Origin of the sequence: Mesorhizobium sp. B2-7-3, from assembly GCF_006440715.1 — a bacterium.
Taxonomy (GTDB): Bacteria; Pseudomonadota; Alphaproteobacteria; order Rhizobiales; family Rhizobiaceae; genus Mesorhizobium; species Mesorhizobium australicum.
The window spans coordinates 214,242-235,283 of the sequence record NZ_VFTY01000002.1; the positions used below are offsets into that span (position 1 = coordinate 214,242).

General features: G+C 63.2%; 19 protein-coding genes and 1 pseudogene. 10 read left to right on the top strand and 10 right to left on the bottom strand.

The window, feature by feature from the left end; translation table 11 throughout:
- Positions 1-8 precede the first annotated feature (8 nt).
- On the top strand, positions 9-497 hold the full coding sequence (locus FJW04_RS05090) for a hypothetical protein (RefSeq protein WP_140712715.1): 489 nt from the start codon (positions 9-11) through the stop codon (positions 495-497).
- Positions 498-520: 23 nt separating this feature from the next.
- Here FJW04_RS05090 and FJW04_RS05095 read toward each other — a convergent pair.
- Positions 521-2,059, bottom strand: a pseudogene (locus tag FJW04_RS05095) (HWE histidine kinase domain-containing protein).
- Between the two features lie 145 nt (positions 2,060-2,204).
- Here FJW04_RS05095 and FJW04_RS05100 point away from each other — a divergent pair.
- A complete protein-coding gene (locus FJW04_RS05100; RefSeq protein WP_015315404.1) occupies positions 2,205-2,405 on the top strand; it encodes a hypothetical protein in 201 nt (66 codons plus the stop codon).
- Positions 2,406-2,434: 29 nt separating this feature from the next.
- On the opposite strand, the gene FJW04_RS05105 is transcribed toward FJW04_RS05100, so the two are convergent.
- Positions 2,435-3,355 (bottom strand): diacylglycerol kinase family protein, encoded by a 921-nt coding sequence (locus FJW04_RS05105; protein WP_140712717.1) that lies wholly within the window; start codon positions 3,353-3,355, stop codon positions 2,435-2,437.
- A gap of 288 nt (positions 3,356-3,643) precedes the next feature.
- On the opposite strand from FJW04_RS05105, the gene FJW04_RS05110 reads away from it, so the two are divergent.
- Entirely contained in the window at positions 3,644-4,933 is a 1,290-nt protein-coding gene (locus tag FJW04_RS05110; protein WP_140712719.1) for a PRC-barrel domain-containing protein, read from the top strand.
- A 64-nt stretch (positions 4,934-4,997) separates the two neighbouring features.
- Here the strand turns inward: FJW04_RS05110 and FJW04_RS05115 are convergent, their stop codons facing one another.
- The gene (locus FJW04_RS05115; RefSeq protein ID WP_140712721.1) at positions 4,998-6,557 is read right to left on the bottom strand and encodes an alkaline phosphatase family protein; all 1,560 of its coding nucleotides are present in this window, start codon (positions 6,555-6,557) and stop codon (positions 4,998-5,000) included.
- Positions 6,558-6,783: 226 nt separating this feature from the next.
- Between FJW04_RS05115 and FJW04_RS05120 the strand changes: the two genes are divergently transcribed.
- The 4 genes from FJW04_RS05120 (at position 6,784) to FJW04_RS05135 (ending at position 9,849) form a co-directional block, all read left to right on the top strand.
- On the top strand, positions 6,784-7,716 hold the full coding sequence (locus FJW04_RS05120) for a VOC family protein (RefSeq protein ID WP_140712723.1): 933 nt from the start codon (positions 6,784-6,786) through the stop codon (positions 7,714-7,716).
- 4 nt (positions 7,717-7,720) lie between these two features.
- Complete coding sequence (locus FJW04_RS05125; RefSeq protein ID WP_140662959.1) at positions 7,721-8,341, top strand: alpha/beta hydrolase; 621 nt, start codon at positions 7,721-7,723, stop codon at positions 8,339-8,341.
- A gap of 2 nt (positions 8,342-8,343) precedes the next feature.
- Positions 8,344-8,643, top strand: a complete 300-nt coding sequence (locus tag FJW04_RS05130) for a GNAT family N-acetyltransferase (protein WP_140712725.1) — start codon at positions 8,344-8,346, stop codon at positions 8,641-8,643.
- Between the two features lie 147 nt (positions 8,644-8,790).
- Positions 8,791-9,849, top strand: a complete 1,059-nt coding sequence (locus FJW04_RS05135; protein WP_140616741.1) for a dipeptidase — start codon at positions 8,791-8,793, stop codon at positions 9,847-9,849.
- Between the two features lie 6 nt (positions 9,850-9,855).
- Here FJW04_RS05135 and FJW04_RS05140 read toward each other — a convergent pair whose 3' ends face one another.
- Genes FJW04_RS05140 through FJW04_RS05155 form a run of 4 tightly spaced genes read right to left on the bottom strand, consistent with a single transcriptional unit; the run spans position 9,856 to position 14,566 of the window.
- Positions 9,856-10,116, bottom strand: coding sequence for a hypothetical protein (locus tag FJW04_RS05140; RefSeq protein WP_140712727.1), 261 nt, complete (start codon positions 10,114-10,116; stop codon positions 9,856-9,858).
- Between the two features lie 2 nt (positions 10,117-10,118).
- Positions 10,119-11,351, bottom strand: a complete 1,233-nt coding sequence (locus FJW04_RS05145; RefSeq protein WP_140713269.1) for an aminomethyltransferase family protein — start codon at positions 11,349-11,351, stop codon at positions 10,119-10,121.
- 43 nt (positions 11,352-11,394) lie between these two features.
- Positions 11,395-12,960 carry an NAD(P)/FAD-dependent oxidoreductase gene (locus FJW04_RS05150; protein WP_140712729.1) on the bottom strand — a complete coding sequence of 522 codons (1,566 nt, stop codon included), beginning with the start codon at positions 12,958-12,960 and terminating at the stop codon, positions 11,395-11,397.
- Positions 12,947-14,566 carry an NAD(P)/FAD-dependent oxidoreductase gene (locus FJW04_RS05155; protein ID WP_140712731.1) on the bottom strand — a complete coding sequence of 540 codons (1,620 nt, stop codon included), beginning with the start codon at positions 14,564-14,566 and terminating at the stop codon, positions 12,947-12,949. Before FJW04_RS05155 ends, FJW04_RS05150 begins: the two co-directional genes overlap by 14 nt.
- 344 nt (positions 14,567-14,910) lie before the next feature.
- On the opposite strand from FJW04_RS05155, the gene betI reads away from it, so the two are divergent.
- From betI to FJW04_RS05170, 3 genes are read left to right on the top strand one after another with little or no spacing between them, the layout of a single operon-like run.
- Positions 14,911-15,624, top strand: a complete 714-nt coding sequence (betI, locus tag FJW04_RS05160; RefSeq protein WP_140662953.1) for a transcriptional regulator BetI — start codon at positions 14,911-14,913, stop codon at positions 15,622-15,624.
- Between the two features lie 42 nt (positions 15,625-15,666).
- Complete coding sequence (locus tag FJW04_RS05165) at positions 15,667-16,749, top strand: ABC transporter substrate-binding protein (RefSeq protein ID WP_140712733.1); 1,083 nt, start codon at positions 15,667-15,669, stop codon at positions 16,747-16,749.
- Positions 16,746-18,056 (top strand): flavin monoamine oxidase family protein, encoded by a 1,311-nt coding sequence (locus FJW04_RS05170; protein ID WP_140712735.1) that lies wholly within the window; start codon positions 16,746-16,748, stop codon positions 18,054-18,056. The genes FJW04_RS05165 and FJW04_RS05170 overlap by 4 nt, the downstream gene beginning before the upstream one ends.
- Here FJW04_RS05170 and FJW04_RS05175 read toward each other — a convergent pair.
- Genes FJW04_RS05175 through FJW04_RS05185 form a run of 3 tightly spaced genes read right to left on the bottom strand, consistent with a single transcriptional unit; the run spans position 18,020 to position 20,881 of the window.
- Positions 18,020-19,093 (bottom strand): ABC transporter ATP-binding protein, encoded by a 1,074-nt coding sequence (locus tag FJW04_RS05175; RefSeq protein ID WP_041163306.1) that lies wholly within the window; start codon positions 19,091-19,093, stop codon positions 18,020-18,022. The two genes, FJW04_RS05170 and FJW04_RS05175, sit on opposite strands and share 37 nt — an antisense overlap.
- 52 nt (positions 19,094-19,145) lie before the next feature.
- Positions 19,146-19,967: an ABC transporter permease gene (locus tag FJW04_RS05180; RefSeq protein WP_140616749.1), complete on the bottom strand. Its 822-nt coding sequence runs from the start codon at positions 19,965-19,967 to the stop codon at positions 19,146-19,148.
- Complete coding sequence (locus FJW04_RS05185) at positions 19,964-20,881, bottom strand: ABC transporter permease (protein ID WP_140712737.1); 918 nt, start codon at positions 20,879-20,881, stop codon at positions 19,964-19,966. Before FJW04_RS05185 ends, FJW04_RS05180 begins: the two co-directional genes overlap by 4 nt.
- Positions 20,882-21,042: the final 161 nt, after the last annotated feature.

Genomic DNA, 21,042 nt, shown 5'->3' on the forward strand with positions numbered 1-21,042 from the left:
CCGCCGAGATGGGACTGCTGGCATCGTTGCTCTCGGGTTTCGCCTCGGGCGAAACCGTGGCCGCCATACGTCGAGCACGGACGGCGGCCATCGTCTATATGCTTGCCGCGCTGGCGGTGTTTTGCGGTATCGGCTTCCTGGTCGGCGCGGCCTATATCTGGGCATCGGCCCGCTATGGATCGCTGGCCGCGGCGCTTAGTTTCGGTGTCGGCTTTCTGGTCATCGCAGGCCTTGTTCTTTTGACCCATCGGCTGATGTCGGGCACGCGGATGCGCCGCGAGGCTAGGCGGCGCAAGACCGACATGAAAGCGATCGGCATTACGGCCGCGCTCGCTGTGCTGCCGGCATTGCTCAAAGGTGGGCTCAAAGGTGGGCTCAAGGGAAAAGGTGGGCTCGGGATTATTCTTGGTCCGGCCGTGGCACTCGCGGCCTATGCCATCTACCGCGAGAATGTGAAGTCCGACACCGACCACCACCCGGATGCCGGCGAGGGATAGTCGCGCCGGCGGCCATGCTCACGTCATCTCGACAGATCTTCCAGCGGCATCGATATTTCGGCGAAGACCCCATCGCGCCGGAATTCATGGGTTACTTCGCTCGAAATGACCTTGGCCAGGCTGCGCCGGATGAGGATCGAGCCGAAGCCTTGCCGCTCGGGCGGCGCTACTTCAGGACCGCCGCTTTCGCGCCAGGTGAACACCAGGCGCCTGTCACCATTCTTGCCTTGCGCTTTCCAGTCGAGATCAACCTTGCCTGACGCAACCGACAGTGACCCATACTGCTACTGCAGCGCGTTGCTGGCCAGTTCGTGCAAAATCAGCCCGAGGCCGACGGCCTGATCGGGCGACAGCAGCAGATCGGCGCCCGAGATTGCCAGCCGCGGCTGGGCGGCGTTGTCGAAAGGCCTGATCTCGATCTGGACGAGTTCGCGGATGCCGATACCGCGCCACTCGCGGTCGGACAGCAGGCCATGGGCGATACCCAGGGCTTGAAGCCGCGCGCTGAAGGCTTTGAGGAATTCGCTTGGCTGGCGGGCATGGCGCACGGTCTGCGTCGCCAGCGCCTGGACCGTCGCCAGCGTGTTCTTGACCCGGTGGTTGAGTTCACGCAGCAGGAGCCGTTGCCGTTCGTCACCGAGCTTGCGTTCCGAAATGTCGTAGTTGACGCCGAAAATCAGCGTCGGCTTGCCTTCGCCATCGCGCTCGATGACACGGCCGCGCGTGGCCACCCATCGCGGTGGATGGAAGCCATTCACCCGGTATTCGCCAAAATAGTCGTCACTGCCGGTCAAGGCATCACGAAAGCTGGTTTCGGTCTGGTGGACGTCGCGTGGATCGATGGCTGTCAGAACATCGCGGGCCCGCAACCTTGTCGAGCGCGGCAGGTTGAACAATTCCGGCAATCGGACGTCGCAGTCGATGACGTCGGTGCGGACGTCCCAGGCCCAACTTGCCAGCGAAGCAGCATCGAGGGCGACGGCGCGCCGCTTTTCCTCGCGCGCGAGCGCGGCTTCGGCGACAGCGCCGGTGCGGGTCGCGTGCTTCAGGGTGAACAGGCTGCCGGCGAGGCCGGCGAGCGTTTTCAACTGGTCGAGCCTGGAGCGGGACGGGTGGGCACCCGGCTTGCGGTGCATGACGCAAAGGGTTCCGATCCGCGCTCCCGCGACAATGATCGGGACGCCGGCATAGAAGCGCACATGATGCTTGCCGGTCACCAGCGGATTGGCATGGAAACGCTGGTCGGCTGCTGCATCCGTCACCACCATCGGCTCATCGCCAGCGGCGATGGCGTGCGCACAGAAGGAGATGGCTGTCGTAATCTGTGTTTCTTCCATGCCAGAACAGGATTTGAACCATTGCCGATCGAGGTCGACAAGTGTGACCAGCGCGATCGGCGCGCGCATCACGGCGGCGGCAAAGCCGCCGATGCGGTCGAAATCCGGGTCGGGCGCCGTATCAAGCATCTCAAGCCAGTGCAACACGGCCAGCCGGTGCTCGTCCTGCACGGCGCGCGCAACCTCGGCCGGCAGACCGGCTGCTGTTTCCACCCTGCTATTCAAACCAAGTTCCCGTGACTTGTCTTGATGTCCTTGCCGTCGCCGGCCCGGGACAGCCCTGCAGCCGGAACCATCCTTGCGAGGGACCGTTACCCGAGCGTGATTTGCCGATCGCGTCAGCCGACGCGAAACCAGACGAGGACCCGCCATGGCCAGGAACATTCCCGAAAACAAAGCGCGTCAGGGGCGGTGGGGCTGGCATGGGTTCCGAATCCTGATCGCCGGACTGCTCCTGGTGCTCGTCGCCTGGGGCGTCGCCGAGATCTACGGCGTGTTGATCAAGGCGCCGAACAGCGACGAGCAACATGTCCCCACGCCGCCGAGCACCGGTCCGGCGCCCTCCGGCTGAAGTCAGCACCCTGATGGCTTCATACAGCATCAGGCGGCCTTCACCTGGGCGACGCTGGCCGGCACCAGCACATTGAGCGCTGCAGGTTTGATTTCGATCGTCGTCTCACGATCGAGCCTGACCAGTTCGCCGTCCATGACGGCGCGGAATTTCCTGCCGCCGGAATGGATTTTGAGGGTCACCCTGTCGGCCTGGTGGATTTCGACATGTTCGTTGTCACGCCACTTGCCGCGCGCCACGTTGAACAAAAACTTGACCAGTTCGGCGCGCTGCTGCGCTACCGTGACGTAAATGCCGAGCACGCCACCGGCCGGATTGTCGGCATAGGGCAGGTGACCTTCGCCGAAGAGATTGTTGGTCACGCCGAGGCCGGATATGCGGGCAGTCATCTCCGCTTCACCGATGCCGAGCGTGACCTTCATTGCCGGCGGGTTCTTGATCGTTGCCCAGGCTGCCTTGGCGGAAGCGCCGATCTTGCCCAGGCGTGAGCCGAATTCCATGCCCTGGCGCAGCTGCACCATCTTGGCATGCATGCCGATCGAGAACTGATGAACGAAAGGCTGGCCATTGGCCGTAGCCATGTCGACTGCGATGATTTCGCCGTCGGCGAAGGATTTCAGCGCCGCATCGAGCGACTGCGGAATACCAAGGCCGCGCGCGAACAGGTTCATGGTGCCGGCCGGCAATATGGCGAGCGCCTTTTTCCTGCCCATCAGCCTGGCGGCCGCGGCCGAGATGGTGCCGTCACCGCCTCCGGCGAGCACGACGTCGACGGTGTGGCGCGACGCAGCGCTGTCGAGAGTGTCCACGACGTCCTTGCCGGCAACGATGTCGATGCTGAGAGAGTGGCCCGCCGATTCCAGCGTCTGACGCATCCGGTCCGAAAAGGCGGCGAGATCGGTGGTGCGCAAGGTGCCGCCGTCCCGGTTCAGCACCGCCGCGAATTTCATGCCCCGCTCCGCTGATCACTTCAAACCCGACCGGGGTACCCCAGCCAGCGGCTGAAACGCGTCAAACCAGGAATAGTTCCGGCAGGGCGGAAACTCCGGCCAGACCCAGGTTTTCGGCAATGGGCAGTCAGATCCGCTTCTTGGGTTTTGGCTTCGGCCATCGCGGTTTTTGTCGGAACAACGGCATGGTCACGACGTTGTGAACCTGCAGAGATGTCGCGTCCGATCCCCAGCGAGGGGTTCAACCGGGCGCGGCATGTACGAAATCAGGCACGAGGAGAGACCATCATGATCCGCACCCTTTTAGCGACGACCGCCCTTGCGACAATGGTTGCAACCGGCGCCTTCGCGCAGAGCGCTGCAACCCCAGCCCCAGCGAACCAGCCCGCCGCCCAGGAGCCGGCCGCGACGGCGCCGGTGCCGCGCGCTGAAGGCAGCATCGTCACCAACATCATCGGCGAAACCGTCTACAATGGCACTGGCGACAATGCCGAGAATATCGGCAAGGTCACTGACGTGGTCTTCGACAAGGACGGCATGGCGAAATCCGTCGTCATCGGCGTCGGCGGTTTCCTTGGCGTGGGAACCAAGAATGTCGCCTTCGACTACGACAAGCTGCAATGGGCCGAGAAGAACGGCGATCGCTGGCTGGTGGCGCAGACCACCAAGGACGAACTGAAGGCGCATCCGGAGTTCGACAGTAAGGCTTACGCGCCGGCCCCGGCCCCAGCGACGACCGCACAGGCGCCGGCCACATCGACCGACACCGCACAGCAGTCCACGAACGCCGAGCCGGTCAAACAGGCTGATGGCAACCTGGCCACAAACATCATCGGTGAAAATGTCTACAACGGCACCGGCGATGACGCCCAGAAGATCGGCGATGTGAACGACATCGTGCTGACCAAGGAAGGCAAGGCGCAGTCGCTGATTATCGGCGTCGGCGGGTTCCTGGGCATGGGCGAAAAGAACGTGGCTTATGATTTCGCCAAGGCGCAGTGGGCACAGAAGAACGGCGACCGCTGGCTGGTGGCGCAGACCACCAAGGAAGAGCTGCAGGCGCAGCCGGATTTCAACCGCAAGGCCTATGATCCGGCACCGGCAACGACGGCATCCAATGAACCGGCGCCAACCGCGCCCGCCGCGACAGCTCCCGCCGCCGCTCCGGCGGACAAGACCGCGGCTGCGCCGGCTGACGCCACGGCTCCTGACCAGACACAGACCGCGGCCATCGACAAGTCCAAGCTTACCGAGATGCCGGTTGGAGAGATCAGGGGCGACGACCTGAAGGGCACGACGGTCTATGGCGCCAATGACGCCAAGGTCGGTGAGATCGGCGATGTGGTGCTGACCCCCGACAAGAAACCCGACGCCGTGATCGTCGATGTCGGCGGCTTCCTCGGCATTGGCGAGAAGGAGGTCGCGGTCGGCATGGATAATTTGAAGTTCATGACCGACAAGGACGGCAAGAAGTACCTTTATACGACCTTCACCAAGGAGCAGCTCGAGAAGCAAGCGGCTTACGATAAAGGCTCCTACGCCCAGAAGCGCGACGAGCAGCGTCTGATCGTTCGGTAGGCAAGGATACTTCGATAGGGAAGGATACTCCGATAGGCAAGGATACAGGGCGGTAGGGTAATCCCTACCGCCCTGTTTGCGACCTGGAATATCCAGCCACTCCGTTTTCCGTCAGTTCCAAGAGGGCAAGCGACTGGTCGAGGTGTTCGGCCCGCCAGGCGAGCAGCCTTTCGGCGAATTCCAGCCGGGTCGACCGATGTACCGGGCTGCCGGCGAGGTTCTTCAATTCGCCGGGGTCTTCCTCCATATCGAAAAGCAGCGGCGGCAGGCCGCCGCCAAAATGCACGTATTTGAATTTCTTCGCGCGGATGACAGCGAGGTTGCACTGGCGCGAGGTGATGCCGAAGTGCCGTTCGGCTTCACCGCCCGCGATCGAGCGAAAGTCGAACTCCCAGTGCGCGGCGTCGCGCCAAATGGCGGGCGTTCCACCGCTCAGGAAGGGTTTCAGCGAGCATCCGTCAAGGTGCGGTTCGGGAGCCACGCCGAGCAGGTCGATGAGCGTAGGCAAAATATCCACCGCTTCGGTGAAGCGATCGACAGCGCTGCCGGCAGCCTTGCGGTGGCGTGGATCGCGGATGATCAGCGGGATATGGTAGCTGCCGTCGAAATAGCCGCCCTTGCCCAGCATGAAGTGGTCGCCCATCATTTCGGCATGGTCGGAGGTGAGCACGATGATGGTGTTGTCCCACGCGGCTTCGGTCTTCAGCGCTTGCCACAGGCGGCCGAGCTGCGCGTCCACCTCCGAGATCATGCCGTAATAGATCGCTCGGATGCGGCGGAAATCATCCTCGCTCCAGTCGTGCACTTTCCCCGTGGCGCCGGGGCGGAACTTCGCTCGTTTTTGGCGATCGAGATCATAGGCGACGTAGGGGTGGCCCTGAGATTCGGCACGCCAACTTTCCGCGCGGTGAAAAGCGGGGCCGTCCGCGGGATCGTATTGAGTGTTGTACGGTTCCGGTACGATGAAGGGCGGATGCGGGCTGATAAAGGAAAGATGCGCAAACCACGGCGTGGCCTCGTCCTGCTCGCCCAGCCAGCGGATGAACTCGCCGGCAAGGAAGGCCGTCGGCGTCTGGTCCCTGGAGTAGACGGGTGGCGCTTCGGTCACCGCACCGTCGACCTCGCCCACCGGACGATGAATGTCAGGACTTCCAGCGCCGGCATCGATGCCTTGCTGCTTCAGCCAGGACAGCCACTGCTTCTGATGTTCGGGCAGCAATTGGCGCGCCGTGAAGCCGGGCAGAACACCCTCATAGCTGTGCAACCGCGGATCGGCCGGTGCAAGCTGGCGCGGATCGAGCGACACATCGGTATAGCCGAACAAGGTCGGATCGTAACCGACGCTGCGCGCGGCGAGCGCAATATTGCCATGGCGGGCGTCGAGCGGCGTGCCGTTGCGGCAGACACGATTGTTCATCTGATAGAGGCCGGTGTAGAGGCAGGCACGGGCCGGTGAGCAAGGCGCCGCGCCGCCGTAATGGCGCTTGAACAGCACGCCGTCGGCGGCCAGCGCATCGGCATTCGGCGTCTTCACCTGGGGATGGCCGACAGCCGACAGGCAATCGCCGCGCCACTGGTCGCAAGTGATGAGAAGGACATTTGGCCGCCTGCCTTTTCCAGTCACTTGCGCTTACCCCTCTCCAGCACGTCGAATGCGCACATGGAACCGATTCCATCCACCGCGCAAGACCAGGGCTGTTTGCTAAACGGTGAACAAGGATCTTTCGATTGTTCACTTTTAAGGCACAGTCCATCCTGTGTTTGCCGCCTTTGCCATACTCGCTCGTATCCTCATATTGGCGTGGAGAGCGGCGAGGGCCGCACAAACACCAAGGGAAGGAGCAGAGACCATGCTCGACCAGATCAAGGGCCTGCATCACGTCACCTCGATGGCCAGGGATGCACGGCAGAACAATGATTTCTTCACCCACAAGCTCGGCCTGCGCCGGGTCAAGAAGACCGTCAATTTCGACGCGCCCGACGTCTACCATCTCTATTATGGCGACGAGGCCGGCACACCCGGTTCGGTGATGACCTATTTCCCGTTTCCCAACATCGGCAAGGGCCGTCCTGGTGTCGGCGAAGTCGGCACCACGGTCTATTCCGTGCCGGAAGGCACGCTCGCCTCTTGGGAAAAACGCTTCACCGACGAAGGCGTAACCAATGTCGCCCGCGAGGAAAGCTTTGGCGAGAAGCGGCTCGCATTTGCCGGCCCGGACGGCGATGGCTTTGCACTGGTCGAGGACAAGGCCGACGGCAGAGCGCCCTGGGTGAAGGGCGGTATTGCCGCGGACGAGGCGATCCGCGGCTTTCACTCGGTTTCGCTGAGGCTGAAGGATGGCGGCGCCACCGAGGAGCTGTTGAAGTTCATGGGTTACGAGGAGGTCGACAAGTCAGGCAATGTCAGGCGGCTCGCCGTCAAGAACGGCAATGGCGCCGATTTCGTCGATATCGAAACGCTGCCGACCGCACCCTTCGCCGATCTCGGCGCCGGCTCCGTTCATCATGTCGCCTTCGCCGTCGAGAATCGCGCCAAGCAGCTCGAAGTGCGCAAGGCGCTGATGGATACGGGCTATGGGGTGACGCCGGTGATCGACCGCGATTATTTCTGGGCGATCTATTTCCGCACGCCGGGCGGCGTGCTGTTCGAAGTCGCCACCAATGAGCCGGGTTTCGACAAGGACGAGGACACCGCCCATCTCGGCGAGGCGCTGAAGCTGCCGACGCAGCATCAGCATCTGCGGCCGTATCTCGAACAGCATCTGCAGAAGCTGGAGGGTTGAGACGATGAGCAAGGACGCTTACGCCCACAAGGTGCTGCCTGGTTCGCCGGGTGGTCCGCTGCTTTTCGTTTTCCATGGCACTGGCGGCGACGAGAGCCAGCTTGTCTCGCTGGGGCGCGATCTCGCGCCCCAGGCCACCATTGTCTCGCCGCGGGGCGATGTGTCGGAGCAAGGTGCCGCGCGCTTCTTCCGCCGCACCGGCGAGGGCGTCTATGACATGGACGACCTGGCGCGGGCCACGGCCAAGATGGCGGGCTTCGTCCAGGCCCATGTCGAGGCGGCGAAGCCATCGGCCGTGCTGGGCCTCGGCTATTCCAATGGCGCCAACGTCCTGGCTTCGCTGGTGTTCGAAACCCCTGACCTGTTCGACGCCACGGTGCTGATGCATCCGCTGATCCCGTTCGAGCCGCAGGTGAAGGGCAGCCTTGCCGGTCGTCACATCCTGGTGACCGCCGGCAGGCGCGATCCGATCTGCCCGCCGAACCTGACGGCGCGGCTCGAAGCCTATTTGCGCGCCGACGGAGCCGATGTCACAGTGGAGTGGCACGAAGGCGGGCACGAGGTGCGGCCAAACGAAATCGAAGCGGCGCGGCGGCTTTTCGCCACCATCGCCCAAGGAGTGTAGAGATGCCCGATCAATTGCCAGAGATCGAACTTGAAGATCGCGGCTCCAAGGGTCGCTACGTCCTGCGCGGCGCCGGCGGTGCCGAGGCGGAGATGACCTTCACCAAGATCGGCGAGCACCAGCTGATCATCGATCACACCGAAGTGCCGGACGCCTTTCGCGGCCAGGGCGCCGGGCTTCGGCTCGTCACCCGTGCCGTCGAGGACGCACGGGCGGCAGGCAAGAAGATCATCCCGCTCTGCCCGTTCGCCAACGCCCAGTTCAGCCGTCACCCGGAATGGGCGGATGTGCTGAAGCAGTAGGGTCCGCAAGCACAAAGCGGATGTGCAGGAACAGAGCTAAACGGGCGGTCATTGCCGTCCCGTTGGCTTTGTAATTTGCCCCGGCGGCACATCTTGCCTAGATATGATATATCGCCCTGCCGACAAACAGACCGAATGATCCCCCATATGACCGAAACAGACCTCGTCCCCGTCTTTGACGGCCACAACGACACGCTGCTGCGTTTGCACCAGGCGAAAGACGCGGACGTCGAAAAGCTGTTCATCGAAGGGAAATCGGGCGGCCATATCGACTTGCCGCGCGCCAGGGCCGGCGGATTCGCCGGCGGCATGTTCGCCATCTTCCCGCCGCCGGTCGAGAAAGCGCGGCGCAGCGCCGTGCCTTCGGCGCCGAGCGACAGCGAACCGCTGCCGCCCGAGGTGCCGCGCGCCGATGCGCTCAACTCGACGATCGCGATGGCGTCCATCCTGTTCCGGCTGGAGCGTGCCGGTGCATTGGCGATCTGCCGCAGCGCCGGCGATGTGCGCAATGCCATGGCGCAAGGCACGATTGCCGCGGTGTTCCACATCGAAGGCGTCGAGGCCATCGATCCCGAACTCACCATGCTCGACGTGCTGCATGCCGCGGGCCTGCGCTCGCTCGGCATCGTCTGGAGCCGGCCCAATGCGTTCGGTCACGGCGTGCCGTTTCGCTTTCCGTCCTCGCCGGACACCGGTCCGGGCCTGACCGATGCCGGCAAGGCGCTGGTCAAGGCCTGCAATGAACTGAGGATCATGATCGATCTCTCGCATCTCAACGAGAAGGGTTTTCGCGACGTCGCGGCGCTTAGCGATGCGCCGCTGGTCGCCACCCATTCCAACGTGCATGCGATCTGCGGCCATTCGCGCAACCTCACCGACTGGCAGCTCGGCGCGATCCGCGACTCCGGCGGCATGGTCGGGTTGAACTTCGCCACCGGCTTCCTGCGCGAGGACGGCCGCATGAATGCCGACACCAGCCTCGACATCATGGTGCGTCATATCGATTCCCTGCTGCAGGCTTTGGGTGAGGATGGCGTCGGTCTCGGTTCGGATTTCGACGGCGCCATGATCCCGGCGGTCATCGGCGACGTTGCCGGCCTGCCGAAACTCATCGATGCGCTGGCGGCGCGCGGTTTTGGCCGCGCGCTGATCGAAAAGATTGCCTACCGCAACTGGCTAAGCATGCTGGAAAGAACGATAGGTTAGGGCGCCTTATTCGAAGCCCATGCGCTTCAGCCAGTCCTTGCCGACGCCGCGATCGCGAATGATCGGCAGCGGGTTTTCCGCATCGATCCGAGCGCAAATGCGATAGACCTCCAGCGTCTCGGCGCTCATCTCGCCACGCTTATAGAAGAACATGGCGGCGGCATAGCGCGTGCGGCCAGACCATTTCTCGCCGAGCGGCGTGTTGACCAGCTCCCACTGTTCGGCGGCTTCACCTTCTTCCTGTTGCTTGCCCGCTTCCTCGGTCATGGTCAGAAATCCGCCGGCGGATTGGCGGTACGGCGATCGAGCTTGATGAAGGGTCGCGCCACCACCTTGGCCCGTTTCATCAGCTTCTGGTACTGCAGCTCGCGCATGGCGTAGATCTCGACCCAGAGGTCTTCCACGACGGTATCGCCATAGGGCCGCGCCAGCGAGGCGATGGCGATGTTGCGCTTGGCCATCGGCGACCACATGGCGGCGCTGACCAGGCCGACCTCCTGGCTCTTCCTGTGATAGACGATCGCGTGTTCGGCCGGGATGTTGCCTTCGATCTCCAGTCCGACGAGGACATGCCGAAGCTTGCGTTTGGCGCGAGCCTCGAGGATGGCGCGGCGGCCATTGAAATGGCCCTTCTCCAGATCGACCATGAAGCCGAGCCCGATCTCGTCGGGCATGCGCGAGCGGTCGGCGCGGATGGCATGTTCGGCTGTGGTGAAATCGGCATTGGCGACGATCAGCCCAGCCTCGAGACGGGCACGGTTGAGGGCGGTGTAGCCGATCGCCCTGATGCCGCGCAGTTCCCCAGCTGTCATCAGCCGGTCCCACAGGCTCAGCGCCTTTTCGGCCGGAACGAACAGTTCGTAACCGAGATCGCCGGTAAAGCCGGTGCGTGAAATTATGGCCGTGCCGCCGTCGTGCGGAAATTCGGCAAGGTCGAATATTTTCAGCCTCTCGACACCGGCAAAACCGGCGTCGCGCAGCACAGCGAAGGATGTAGGCCCCTGCAAGGCGAGCCCGGCGACGGCCTCGGTCTCTTCCTCGACGATGACGTCGAAACCAAGGGCGCTGTCCAGCAGCCACGGCAGATGCCGCTCCTGCGAACACAGCCGGAAGCGGGTCGGCGAAAGTCGGAACAGCGTCCCGTCGTCCAGCACAAAACCCTCGTCGTCACACCAAGCGGTGTAATGAACGCGGTCGGTCCTGAGCTTGGTGACATCGCGCAAGGTGACGCGGTCGAGGAAGGCCTGGGCATCCGGTCCTTCGATCCGGTATTTGGTCATCGGCGAGATGTCGAAGAGTGCTGCCTGGCTGCGGATGGCGAAGTATTCGAGCTCCTCGTCCCAAAGCGAATGCGGCGCGCGGTAGCCGGCCCAATTGTACCAGTCCTGGGTCTTGGCCAGCGCATCGAGGCGCGGCTGGAACGGCGTGCCGAGGCGCAGCGTGCGGAAGTGAGATTGGGCTGCGACGCGGGCTGTCAACGGAATGGAGGCTTGATGGGTCATGATGGCGCCATGGAGTGCAGCGTCGGCCAGTTGAGACATCAAGTCACCCCTTCATCGCAATGATGCGCCGCGCGGCATTCAATCCTGGCGTACCCGAAACACCACCACCAGGATGCGAACCCGCGCCGGCCAGGAACAGCCCGTCGAGCGGCGTGTCGTAGCCCGACCAGCCGGACACGGGACGCGAGATCAGCATCTGATCGGCCTGCAATTCACCGTGGTGCCAGTGGCCACCCGGCATGCGGTAGCGCTTCTCGATGTCCGCAGGGGTGAGCAGTTCGGCATGAATCACCGTCTTGCCGATGCCAGGCGCATAGGCTTCCAACTGGGCCATGATTGCCTCGAGGAATTTCGGCTTGCCGGCATCCCAGCTCTCTTTCAACCGATAGGGCGCGTATTGCACTACGGCGGACAGCACGCAGGCGCCGTCGGGCGCGAGCGACGGATCGGCGAGACTGGGCAGCGTGATTTCCATCACCGGCTCGGGCGAGAACTCGCCATATTTGGATGGATTGAAGGCACGTTCGACGTGGTCGGGAGAGGACGCGATCACCAGTCGGCCCTTATGGCCGGCGGCGTCGACACCGGCAAACCGCGGCGGCCGGTCGAGCGCCAGATGGAGCTTGGCGGCATCGCCCCTCATGCGGATGTTTTTCACTTTGCGCACGAAGCCGGTGTCGATCTCGCGCGGTCCGACGAGATCGAGGAAGGTGGTCGTCGGATTGATGGCCGAGACGATCGTTCGGGCGCGAAGCTCCTCGCCATTGTCGAGGGCAACGCCGACGGCGCGGCCTTTCTCGACAATGATCCTGGCGACGGGCATCGATGCGCGGATCATGACGCCAGCCTTTTCGGCAGCCGTGCGGATGGCGGCGACCACCGCGCCCATGCCGCCCTTTGGCAGCCATTGCGCTCCGGCAACACCGCCGCTCTCTCCGCTCAGACGATAATAGAGGCCGAGCAGCGAGGTCGGCGAGCGCGGGCCGAGATGGCTGCCGAGCGTGGCGTCGAAGGCGAGCAGCCCCTTCAGCCTGATATCGGCGAGCTGTTCGTCAAGCAGGTCGGCAACATTCATCAAAAGCACGCGCAGAAAGTCGCGCATGTCTTCCTTGCCAAGTTTCTTCAACGCCACTGCGGTATGGCCGAGCGAAGCGGCCTCCAGCAGCGACATGCCGCCGAGATCGGGCGGTCGGTGCGACAGGAAGGGTTTCAGGATGCCGGCATAGCGCAGCAGTTGTGCGCGCAATTCCTTCCAGGCGGACTGTTCCGACGAACTGGCGCCGGTCAGCACCTCGCCATAAGCGCCATGCAGGACAAGCGGCGGTCCATCTACCGATAGTGCGACCGACGGCAGGAAGTCGGCGCGAGCGATCTGCAGCCCGTGCTTTTCCAGCTCCAGCGTTTTCACCACATCGGGATGCAGCCGGTTCAACACATGCGCGATGGACGAAGCGCGAAAACCGGGCGCAAATTCCTCGGTCCGCGCGGCGCCGCCGGGTTCGGCTCCTGCTTCCAGCACCAGCACCTTGCGGCCGGCCTTCGCCAGCGTGGCGGCAGCGACAAGCCCGTTGTGGCCGCCGCCGATGACGATGGCATCAGATGACGTCATGGGCCGGGCTCATATGCGAGGTGGATTTTGCGAGATCGCGCAGGATTTCGGCGGCTGCGTTGCGGCCGGGCGCACCCATGACGCCGCCGCCGGGATGGGTCGAGGAGCCGCACATATAGAGGCCGCCGACCGGCGACCGATATTGTGCATAACCGGGCACCGGACGGTTGAACAGCAACTGGTCGAAGGTCAGCTCGCCCTGAAAGATGTTGCCTTCGGTGAGGCCGACCTCGGCCTCGATCTCGCGTGGCGTGCGCACCTCCATATGGACGATGCGGTCGCGGAACCCGGGTGAATAATCCGATATCTGCGCAATCACGCTTTCAGCAAAACCGTCACGATCGGCGTCCGTCCACTCGCGACCAGCGATCTTGGGCGGAGCGTACTGAACGAAGCAGCTCATGAAATGCTTCCCTGGCGGCGCCATGGTCGGGTCGAGCGTCGTCGGGATGACCATGTCGAGGAACGGATCGGCGGACCAGCGGCCGGCCTTCCAGTCGTCATATGCGCGCTCCATGCGCTCCATCGAGTCGGTGAAATGCATGTCGCCGCGATAGACCGGCGAATCCTTCGGCAGCGCCGGGAATTCCGGCAGCGAATCGAGTGCTATGTTGACCTTTCCGGAGGATCCGCGAATCTTGAAGTTCTTCACCCGGCGCAGGAAGATGTCGGGCAGTTCCTTCTCCTCGACCAGCTTCAGGAAGGTGCGCTTCACGTCGGCATTGGAGACGACCAGCTTGCCGTAAACCTCCTCGCCGCCGGCCAGCACGACGCCCCTGGCCTTGCCACGGCTCACCAGCACATGGTCGACCTCGGCGCCGGTGCGTATGGTTCCACCCGAGGCCTTGAACGAGGCGGCCAGCGCCTTGGTCACGGCGCCCATGCCGCCGCGCGCATAGCCCCAGGCGCCGACCGATCCGTCGACCTCGCCCATATAGTGGTGCAGCAGCACGTAAGCGGTGCCGGGCGACATCGGCCCGAGTGCCGTGCCGATGATGCCAGACAGGGCGAAGTTCGCCTTGATGACGTCGGTCTCAAAATATTCGTCGAGGAACTCAGAGATAGACATGGTCCAGAAGCGCAGCGTCAGTGCCATTTCCTCGGCGGAGAGACCCGCGAATTTCTTGCCGAGATAGAGCAGTTCGCCGAGGTCGCGCGGGCGCAGACTGGTCGGATCCGGCGCGGTGCGCATCAACAGCGGCTGGATGAAGCGGCACTGCCGCGTCACGTCGCGGGCGTAGCGGTCATAGGCCTCGGCATCCCTTTTGGAGAAACGAGCGAATTCCCGCCGGTGCGCGTCGTGGTCGCGATAATTGGCGAGATAGTCGCCATCCCGGGTGAACACCGCGCCGCCCTCATAGGAGATGACTTGCAGGCCGAAGCGGGGGAGCTCCAGATCGCGCATGATCTCGGGTCGGAACAGCGAGCAGACGTAGGAGCAGTTGGAGTAGAGGAAGCCCGGCGTCAGTTCCCTGCTTGTGGCGGCGCCTCCGACCCAGTCGTTCTTCTCCGCAACCAGCACGTCGAGGCCGGCGCGCTGCAGGTAACAGGCGTTGACCAGGCCATTGTGTCCGCCGCCGATGATGATCGCATCCCAAGCTTTCATTGTGGCCCAGTGCTCATCTGCGTCCCGCTCTTCATTTTCTGCGTGATCTGTCCCCTAATGCGTGGAATTTGGCACGGCACCAGCCATTGTGTCCAGCCATTCTGAATGAATGTTCAACAAATGATGTTGCGTTTTTCCGGACATGAGTTACGCTTTGCCGACGTTCGAACCCAGTAATCCGTCTATTGGGAACCGAGGCTGATGATTTGAATGGCAGACGCCACCCCGGAATATGACGAGGCCGCCATCATGAGCTGGGAGGCCATGCAGAAGGTGCTTGACAGTGCGAGCACCGTCCCACTCATCTTCGCGGGTGGAAGCCGGATGCAAAGGGATAGCCGGCGATGCTGGAGACCATCACACGCATGAAAACGGCAGACGCCAGGGACGCGCTTCTTGAACCGGCGCGGAAAGCCGAATCCGAGAAGCGCGGGCGCAAGGCCTCGAAGGAGGTCAGGCAGCTTCAGCTCATCGAGGCGACGATCGATTCGCTCGCCAAGCGCGGCTATTCGGAAACGACGATGGCCGATGTCGCCGACGGCGCCGGCCTGTCGCGCGGCATTGTCAATTTCCATTTCGAGAGCAAGGAAAAGCTGCTCGTCGCGACGCTGCAATATATGTACGACGAGTATTCCGCGCACTGGCGCAATGCCTTGCAAAAGGCAGGAGACGATCCCGCGCGTCAACTCCAGGTTCTCGTCGCGGCCGATTTCGACCGCTCCATCTGCAACAAGCGCAAGCTTGCCGCATGGTGCGCCTTCTGGGGAGAGGCCAAGTCGCGGCCGACCTACCAGGCGCTGAGCAGCGCGCGGGATGCCGTTTACCAGAATATATTCATCGACCTGTGCGCGGCTCTGAAACAGAGCGGCGGCTACGCCTATGAGCCGCAGGTCATGGCGCTGGCGCTCAGCGCCATGCTGGAAGGCTTGTGGCTGCGGTTGATGATGGGAACCGAGGACACCACGCGGGAGACCTCCTTGCAGGCGGCCAATGAATTCCTGTCGGCGGCTTTTCCGAAACACTACCCGCTGAAGGCCGCCAGCCCAACGAGATCATAAGAAGAGACGAAACCATAAGAAACCGCAGAGGATGGAACAGCAATGAAGACACTGACAAGGCGCCTGACGCTGACGCTCGCGCTGGCGGGAACACTGGCGGCTTCGGCCGCGGCGCTGGCGATCGCGGCCGACAAGGATCTGATCGTGTTCGACTGGTCAGGCTATGAGGATCCGAGCTTCCACCCGAAATATGTCGAGAAAAACGGCGATTCGCCGACCTTTGCCTTCTTCGGCGATGAGGACGAGGCGTTCGAAAAGGTCCGTTCCGGCTTCAAAGCCGACCTTGGCCATCCCTGCTCGCAGAGCGTGACGAAGTGGCGCGAGGCGGGCCTGCTGCAACCGCTCGATACCTCGAAGATCACGGGCTGGAAGGACCTCAATCCCGGCATTATGGCGATGAAAAATCTCGCCACGACCGAGGACGGGAAAGCCTGGTTCATGCCTTGGGACTGGGGCAACACGCAGCTCACCTACAACTCCTCCAAGATCGACGAGAAGGACGTGCAGTCGCTGAAGGCGTTCGCCGATCCGAAGTTCAAGGGCCGGGTTTCGATCGGCGACAATGTCGACGATGCCTATGCGCTGGCGAGCCTCGCCATCGGCCTGAAGGACTGGACCAAGATGACCGACGACCAGTTCAAGCAGGCCTCCGACTTCCTGCGCCAGGTGCACAAGAACGTGCGCTCCTACTGGACCGATACCACCGACGTCGTCCAGCTTCTGAGCGGCGGCGAGGTCGATCTCGCCTGGGCCTGGAACGATGCGACCGTGCAGTCGGTCGCTGCCGGCGTGCCGATCAAGTCTAAGAAGGACACGGCGGAAGGCATCTCGACCTGGGTGTGCGGCTACGTGCTGTTCAAGGATGCGCCCGGCAATACCAACAAGGCTTATGACTATCTCAACGCGGTCAACGATCCGGAGACCGCCAAGGTGCTGGTCAAGGACTGGGGCTACGGCCAGGCCAACGCCAAGGGCATGGCCGGCGTCGATCAGGCCATCCTGAAGGAAAAGGGCTATGACGACGTGCAGAAATTCGTCGACAAGACGCTGTTCCAGCAGCCGCTCCCGTCAGATCTCAAGCTCAAGATGATCGCCGAGTTCGAGAAGATCAAGGCTGGCTATTGAACGACAAGACAGAAAGAACCGACGTCGTCATCGTCGGCGCCGGCTTCACCGGGCTGTCGGCGGCGCTCGAGCTGAAGAGGGCCGGCGTCGGCTTCCTGCTGCTCGAGGCACGCGACCGCGTCGGCGGGCGGGTCGAGGCCATGTGGAACGGGCTTGGCGAGCGCATCGATAGCGGCGGCCAGTTCCTGTGCGAGGACATGCCGCAGCTGATGGAACTGGCCCAGGCTCGCGGCAAGACCTTCGTCGAGACTTATGTTGAGGGCGATTTCATCACTTGCCCATCAATGTCGGTCGGTCGGGCCGAGCGGACCTATCACGCCTCGATGGCTATCCGCGAACGCATGAACAGCATCGAGCCCAACTATCCCGCCATTGCGGGATTGACCGTTGCCGAGTGGCTGGAGCAGCAGGATGACGTGGGCGAGGCCAAGGCGGCCTTCCGGTCGATGATCGAGGGCCTGTGGTGCCTGGCATTGGAGAAGGTGCCGCTCTGGTATCTGATCGACAATGACCGGCGTATCACCAATGAGGTGCCGGAGCTGCAATATTCCCTGCGCGAGACCATGCAGTCGTTGGCCGATGATCTGGCGGAGGACCTCGGCGACCGGGTGAGGCTCGGTGAACCTGTCACCCGCATCGAATACGGTCCGCCAGGGGTTCGTGTCGTCTCGAGCAATAGCGTGATCGAAGCGCGAGAAGTTCTGGTCGCCGTGCCGCCGGCGACAGCCGCGAAGCTCGATTTTACGCCCGCCTTGCCGGCAGCCCTGGAAGCGGCGCTCGGCGCCTGGGAAAGCGGCGCGGTGATCAAGGTCCTGGTGCGCTATCCCAAGCCGTTCTGGCGCGAGCGGGATTTGAGCGGGATGGTGATGTGGCGCGATCTGCCGGGGCTGTTTGCCTGCGACGCCAGCAGGGATCCCGATCATGCGGCGCTTGTCGTCTTCGTTGGCGGACCGCTGGCGCTGCGCTGGCACGAACTCGGCGAGTCGGATCTGCGGACGCAGGTGACGACGGAGCTTGTGGAGGCGCTCGGTCCGGAGGCGGCGGATGTTCTCGATTTCAACCGCCGTGACTGGACGCATGATCGCTGGAGCGGCGGTGCCTATAGCGACCTGATCGTCGATGTGTCGGCGAGGGATGCCGAGCGCGCCATCCTTGCCGGCGCACCGCCGATGCATTTCGCGTCGTCGGAATTGTCGCCGTCATTCCCGGGCTATGTCGAGGGCGCGATCGTGGCCGGGCGTATCGCGGCGCGCAGGACCATCGCCGGAGTTCAGTCGGCCATCGCGACCAGCGCTTCCGGATCATAGGCGAGGCGGATCGAGGTGCCGACTGGAATGTCATCGGCGCCGAAATCGTTGGTCTCGGTCACCGAGAGCGGCTTCTCCAGGCCAGGGATTTCGACGATCAGATGGGTGATCTCGCCGAAATAGTGGCGTTCCACCACCTTGCCGGCGACCTCGAACTTGGCTGTCGCGTTGTCCCACAGCACGCGCAGGCGCTCCGGTCGGATGCCGAGCGTCGCGCCGCCGCCATTGCGCACGAAAGCCTTCGGCTTGTCGGTCTTGATACGGCCGAAACCCAGCGTGTCGACGATCAGCGAGGCGCCGTTCTCCTCGACGATCTCGGCCTTGACGAAATTCATGCCGCCAAGGAAGTCGGCGACCTGGCGGTTTACCGGGCGCTGGTAGATTTCCTTCGGGGAGGCGACCTGCGCGATCTTGCCGCCGAACATCACGGCGATGCGATCGGACATTGCGAGCGCTTCATACTGATCGTGGGTGACCAGGACGAAGGTAATGCCGACGGCCTGCTGCAGGCGGCGCAGTTCGACCTGCATCTGCTCGCGCAGCTTCTTGTCGAGCGCCGACAGCGGCTCGTCGAGCAAAAGCACCTTAGGTCGCATCACCAGGGCGCGGGCGAGCGCGACGCGCTGCCGCTGGCCGCCGGAAAGCTCCGTGGCAAGCCGCTTGCCGAGGCCGGTGAGCGAGACCTGCGCCAGCGCCTCCTCGACCCGGCGCTTCTCTTCGTCACCCTGCAGCTTCAACCGCTTCAGCCCGTAGGCGACGTTCTGCTCGACATTGAGGTGCGGGAAGATCGCGTAGCTCTGGAACACCATGTTGGTCGGCCGGCGGTTAGCCGGTATGCCTTCCATGGGCTGGCCGCCAACCGCGATCGAACCGCTGGTCGGATTGTCGAAGCCGGCGATCATGCGCAAAAGCGTGGTCTTGCCGCAGCCCGACGGGCCGAGCAGCGAGAAGAACTCGCCTTCCCTGATGGTCAGGGAGGCGTCGTCCAGCGCCTTGAACGCCCCATAGCTGCGGGTGACATTGCGGATCTCGATCATCGATCTTTCGGATTGGATCCTGTCCGCGTGAGGGCGCTCGATCCGCGGCTGCTCAGGCATAGAGGCCTCCCTCGTTCTGGGTGCGTCTGGCCGCGCGGCGACGCAGGATTTCAGCAATTGTCATCAACAGGAAAGAGGCAACCAAAAGCAGCGTGCCCAGCGCCAGCACGCCGGGCAGTTTCGAGGCGAAACGCAACTGGCCCCAGATGTAGATCGGCAGCGTCGCCTCGGTGCCGGTGAGGAAGAAGGCGATGATGAATTCGTCCAGCGAGATGGTGAAGCAGACCAGAAGGCTGGAAATGATCGCCGGCGCCACCATCGGCAGCGTTACACGCCGGAAAGTGCCGAAGGCGCTTTCGCCGAGATCGGCGGAGGCTTCCTCGAGGCTGCGGTCGAAACCCTCGAAGCCGGAAGTCAGCACCGTCATCGAATAGGGAATGCAGACCAGGACGTGGCCGAGCACGACAGTGAACAGCGAAAGACCGAGGCCCAACTGCAGCATCACCAGCAGCATCGAGATGGCGACGATCACTTCGGGCAGCACAAGCGGGGCCATGATCAGACCGTTGATGGCGCGGCGGCCGGGATAGCGGTAGCGGGTGATCGAGCGGGCGGCGAGGATGCCGAGTACGGTGGAGAGGATGGCTGCCGAGACGCCGACGATCAGGCTGTTCCAGGCGGCATCGAGCAGCGCCGGCGTGCGCGGCAGGTCTTCGTACCATTGCAGGGTGAAGCCGGTCAGCGGGAATTTCGGCGTCGCCGCCGTGTTGACCGAGAAGATCGGCAGGAAGATGACGGGCAGATAGAGGAAGACGATATAGAGGAACGCATAGGCCGACAGCCAGCCGCCCGGCAGGAAGCGCCGCGCCTTCATCGCGCCATCCTTTGCAAGCCGCGGATGATCAGCACCGTGCCGCCGGCCATCAGAGAGACGATCAGCATGGTGGTGACGGAAAGTGCGGCACCGAGCGGCCAGTTGGCGGCTTTGCCGAACTGCGCTTGGATGGCATTGGCGATCATGACGCCATCCTTGCCGCCGACGAGCTTTGGCGTGACATAGTCGCCGACAGTCGGGATCATGACGATCAGCGCCGCGGAAATGATGCCTGGCGCCGACAGCGGCAAGGTCACGCGCAGGAACGACCGGAAGGGTCCATCGCCAAGGTCGGTGGCCGCTTCGACCAGCGTGCGGTCGACCTTCTCCAGGGACACGAAAATCGGCAGGATGGCGAAGGCCGCCCAGGCATGGGTGAGCGTGATGATGACGGCGCTCGAATTGTAGAGCAGGGCGGTCGACGGTTCGTCGATGATGCCCAGACCCATCAGGCCGGAATTCAAGACGCCGTTATAGCCCAGGATGACCTTCCACGACATCACGCGCAAGAGATAGCTGGTCCAGAACGGGATGGTTATGAGGAACAGCCACAGGCTCTTGTGACGGCCGCCATGGAAGGAAATGAAATAGGCGATCGGGTAGGCGAGGACGACGGTGAACAGGCTGACCGTCAGCGAGATGTAGAGCGAGCGCCACAACAGATCGCGGTAGATCGGCTCGGTCAGTGCGACGCGATAGTTTTCCAGCGTGAAGGTGCGGTCGATGGTCAGGTAGTGCTGCGTCCAGAAGGAATGGGCGATGACCACCAGGATCGGCAGGACCAGAAGGATGAGAGCGTAGAGAAAGGTCGGGCTGATCAGGGCAAAGCCTTGTACAGGCTCGGATTGCAGAAGGGCATTTCGTCTGGCCCGCGTCAGGCCCAACGGGGGCGACCCTTCCGCAGCCACCGTCATTGCCAGACTCCGGGGGGACGGGCTCCGGGTGTGATCTCGATTGCTGGCCTGGACTGTCCCGCCATACGGCATCCCATTGGGCTGGCGCCGGCTATTGTTCCCCTTGCCGGCTTTCTTTCATCATGCGCGCATCCGCGGATTGAAATCAAGCGCTAATTCTG

Bases quoted from the DNA above. Each gene is read 5' to 3' on its own strand.
- FJW04_RS05090 (WP_140712715.1), top strand. From the start codon at position 9: ATGGGACTGCTGGCATCGTTGCTCTCGGGTTTCGCCTCGGGCGAAACC.
- FJW04_RS05100 (WP_015315404.1), top strand. From the start codon at position 2,205: ATGGCCAGGAACATTCCCGAAAACAAAGCGCGTCAGGGGCGGTGGGGC.
- FJW04_RS05105 (WP_140712717.1), bottom strand. From the start codon at position 3,355: ATGAAATTCGCGGCGGTGCTGAACCGGGACGGCGGCACCTTGCGCACC.
- FJW04_RS05110 (WP_140712719.1), top strand. From the start codon at position 3,644: ATGATCCGCACCCTTTTAGCGACGACCGCCCTTGCGACAATGGTTGCA.
- FJW04_RS05120 (WP_140712723.1), top strand. From the start codon at position 6,784: ATGCTCGACCAGATCAAGGGCCTGCATCACGTCACCTCGATGGCCAGG.
- FJW04_RS05125 (WP_140662959.1), top strand. From the start codon at position 7,721: ATGAGCAAGGACGCTTACGCCCACAAGGTGCTGCCTGGTTCGCCGGGT.
- FJW04_RS05130 (WP_140712725.1), top strand. From the start codon at position 8,344: ATGCCCGATCAATTGCCAGAGATCGAACTTGAAGATCGCGGCTCCAAG.
- FJW04_RS05135 (WP_140616741.1), top strand. From the start codon at position 8,791: ATGACCGAAACAGACCTCGTCCCCGTCTTTGACGGCCACAACGACACG.
- FJW04_RS05140 (WP_140712727.1), bottom strand. From the start codon at position 10,116: ATGACCGAGGAAGCGGGCAAGCAACAGGAAGAAGGTGAAGCCGCCGAA.
- FJW04_RS05145 (WP_140713269.1), bottom strand. From the start codon at position 11,351: ATGACCCATCAAGCCTCCATTCCGTTGACAGCCCGCGTCGCAGCCCAA.
- FJW04_RS05150 (WP_140712729.1), bottom strand. From the start codon at position 12,960: ATGACGTCATCTGATGCCATCGTCATCGGCGGCGGCCACAACGGGCTT.
- FJW04_RS05155 (WP_140712731.1), bottom strand. From the start codon at position 14,566: ATGAAAGCTTGGGATGCGATCATCATCGGCGGCGGACACAATGGCCTG.
- betI (WP_140662953.1), top strand. From the start codon at position 14,911: ATGCTGGAGACCATCACACGCATGAAAACGGCAGACGCCAGGGACGCG.
- FJW04_RS05165 (WP_140712733.1), top strand. From the start codon at position 15,667: ATGAAGACACTGACAAGGCGCCTGACGCTGACGCTCGCGCTGGCGGGA.
- FJW04_RS05175 (WP_041163306.1), bottom strand. From the start codon at position 19,093: ATGATCGAGATCCGCAATGTCACCCGCAGCTATGGGGCGTTCAAGGCG.
- FJW04_RS05180 (WP_140616749.1), bottom strand. From the start codon at position 19,967: ATGAAGGCGCGGCGCTTCCTGCCGGGCGGCTGGCTGTCGGCCTATGCG.
- FJW04_RS05185 (WP_140712737.1), bottom strand. From the start codon at position 20,881: ATGACGGTGGCTGCGGAAGGGTCGCCCCCGTTGGGCCTGACGCGGGCC.